We start from the raw sequence: 3,317 nt of genomic DNA, 5'->3' as shown, positions 1-3,317 counted from the left end.
AAAAAGCTAGTCAATTAGATAAAATGTCTTGAGATCCGTAGTCTCTACGCCATTTTCCTAAATTGTTACGCTTTTTTTAACGTCCTTAGTTACTTATTTTTGGATAAGTCCTCGAGCTATTAGTATTAGTCCGCTACATGTATCACTACACTTCCACTTCTAACCTATCTACCTGATCATCTCTCAGGGCTCTTACTGATATTAAATCATGGGAATCTCATCTTGAGGGGGCTTCGCACTTAGATGCTTTCAGCGCTTATCCCTTCCCTACATAGCTACCCAGCGATGCCTTTGGCAAGACAACTGGTACACCAGCGGTAAGTCCACTCTGGTCCTCTCGTACTAGGAGCAGATCCTCTCAAATTTCCTACGCCCGCGACGGATAGGGACCGAACTGTCTCACGACGTTCTGAACCCAGCTCGCGTGCCGCTTTAATGGGCGAACAGCCCAACCCTTGGGACCGACTACAGCCCCAGGATGCGACGAGCCGACATCGAGGTGCCAAACCTCCCCGTCGATGTGAACTCTTGGGGGAGATAAGCCTGTTATCCCCAGGGTAGCTTTTATCCGTTGAGCGATGGCCCTTCCATGCGGAACCACCGGATCACTAAGCCCGACTTTCGTCCCTGCTCGAGTTGTTGCTCTCGCAGTCAAGCTCCCTTATACCTTTACACTCTGCGAATGATTTCCAACCATTCTGAGGGAACCTTTGGGCGCCTCCGTTACCTTTTAGGAGGCGACCGCCCCAGTCAAACTGCCCGTCAGACACTGTCTCCGATAGGGATAAACCTATCCGGGTTAGAGTAGCCATAACACAAGGTAGTATCCCAACATCGCCTCAAACGAAACTGGCGTCCCGTTCTCGATGGCTCCTCACCTAYYCTGTACATGTGGTACAGATACTCAATATCAAACTGCAGTAAAGCTCCATGGGGTCTTTCCGTCCTGTCGCGGGTAACCTGCATCTTCACAGGTACTAAAATTTCACCGAGTCTCTCGTTGAGACAGTGCCAAATCATTACGCCTTTCGTGCGGGTCGGAACTTACCCGACAAGGAATTTCGCTACCTTAGGACCGTTATAGTTACGGCCGCCGTTTACTGGGGCTTCAATTCAGATCTTCGCTTGCGCTAAACCCTCCTCTTAACCTTCCAGCACCGGGCAGGCGTCACCCCCTATACATCATCTTACGATTTAGCAGAGAGCTGTGTTTTTGATAAACAGTTGCTTGGGCCTATTCACTGCGGCTGTCATCGCTGACAGCACCCCTTCTCCCGAAGTTACGGGGTCATTTTGCCGAGTTCCTTAACGAGAGTTCTCTCGATCACCTGAGGCTACTCGCCTCGACTACCTGTGTCGGTTTGCGGTACGGGTAGTATGCAATTAAACGCTAGAAGCTTTTCTTGGCAGTGTGACATCACTAACTTCGCTACTTAACTTCGCTCCCCATCACAGCTCAATGTATCAGGTATAAGCATTTTACTCATACCACACCTCACTGCTTGGACGTGCTCTTCCAGTCGCACGCTTTAGTTAGCCTACTGCGTCCCTCCATCACTTTACATACTAGTACAGGAATATCAACCTGTTGGCCATCGAATACACCTTTCGGTCTCTCCTTAGGTCCCGACTAACCCAGGGCGGACGAGCCTTCCCCTGGAAACCTTAGTCTTACGGTGGACAGGATTCTCACCTGTCTTGCGCTACTCATACCGGCATTCTCACTTCTATGCGTTCCAGCACTCCTCACGGTATACCTTCTTCACACATAGAACGCTCTCCTACCATCCCTTACGGGATCCACAGCTTCGGTAAATTGTTTTAGCCCCGGTACATTTTCGGCGCAGGGTCACTCGACTAGTGAGCTATTACGCACTCTTTGAATGAATAGCTGCTTCTAAGCTAACATCCTAGTTGTCTGTGCAACCCCACATCCTTTTCCACTTAACAATTATTTTGGGACCTTAGCTGGTGGTCTGGGCTGTTTCCCTTTCGACTACGGATCTTAGCACTCGCAGTCTGACTGCCGATTATATCTACTTGCATTCGGAGTTTATCTGAGATTGGTAATCCGGGATGGACCCNTCACCCAAACAGTGCTCTACCTCCAAGAGACTTAACATCGACGCTAGCCCTAAAGCTATTTCGGAGAGAACCAGCTATCTCCAAGTTCGTTTGGAATTTCTCCGCTACCCACAAGTCATCCAAGCACTTTTCAACGTGCCCTGGTTCGGTCCTCCAGTGCGTTTTACCGCACCTTCAACCTGCTCATGGGTAGGTCACATGGTTTCGGGTCTACATCATGATACTATGCCGCCCTTTTAAGACTTCGGTTTCCCTACGGCTCCGTCTCTTCAACTTAACCTCGCATCATAACGTAACTCGCCGGTTCATTCTACAAAAGGCACGCTCTCACCCATTAACGGGCTCGAACTTGTTGTAGGCACACGGTTTCAGGTTCTATTTCACTCCCTCCCGGGGTGCTTTTCACCTTTCCCTCACGGTACTGGTTCACTATCGGTCACTAGAGAGTATTTAGGGTTGGGAGATGGTCCTCCCAGATTCCGACGAGATTTCGCGTGTCTCGCCGTACTCAGGATACTGCTAGGGCTCAATTYAATTTTAAGTACGAGGCTGTTACTCTCTTTGGCTTACCTTCCCAGGTAATTCTTCTATTAAATTAAAGTCCCACGTCGCAGTCCTACAACCCCGAGGAGTAAACTCCTCGGTTTGCCCTCCTGCCGTTTCGCTCGCCGCTACTAAGGCAATCGCGTTTGCTTTCTCTTCCTGCAGCTACTTAGATGTTTCAGTTCACTGCGTCTTCCTTCTCATGACCTTAACAGTCATGGATGACATGCATTACATGCCGGGTTCCCCCATTCGGACATCTCTGGATCAGCGCTTACTTACAGCTCCCCAAAGCATTTCGTCGTTAGTCACGTCCTTCATCGGCTTCTAGTGCCAAGGCATCCACCGTGCGCCCTTATTAACTTAACCTTATTTCCAGTCTTTCGACCTTCTTAATTTTTTTTNAATATGTTCGCGTTTATCTTTTTTTCGGTTTATTTCTTGTTACTTTTCTACAATCATTTTCATGATTGTGGAATTTGATATAGTTATTCAATTTTCAATGGACTATTATGATATTAAGAACCGGTACGACTTGTCGTAAAACTTGCGTAAAATAAGGAACAAACCAGTGATGTGTCCTTAGACACGAGATGGTTTTGACTTATTTCTAGTAAGTTTAGGTTCGTATTCAAATATCATTTATCTAGTTGAACACGAGATTAATTTCTTAGGAAAATAGATAATCT

1 rRNA gene is annotated in these 3,317 nt (G+C 47.7%); it reads right to left on the bottom strand.

The annotated features are described in order from the left end of the window. Positions 1–99 precede the first annotated feature (99 nt). Positions 100–2,997: ribosomal RNA gene (locus tag AT575_RS10485) — 23S ribosomal RNA — on the bottom strand. Positions 2,998–3,317: the final 320 nt, after the last annotated feature.

The sequence above is a fragment of the Streptococcus penaeicida genome (assembly GCF_002887775.1).
GTDB lineage: Bacteria > Bacillota > Bacilli > Lactobacillales > Streptococcaceae > Streptococcus > Streptococcus penaeicida.
This window is presented reverse-complemented; position numbering and strand designations above follow the sequence as displayed.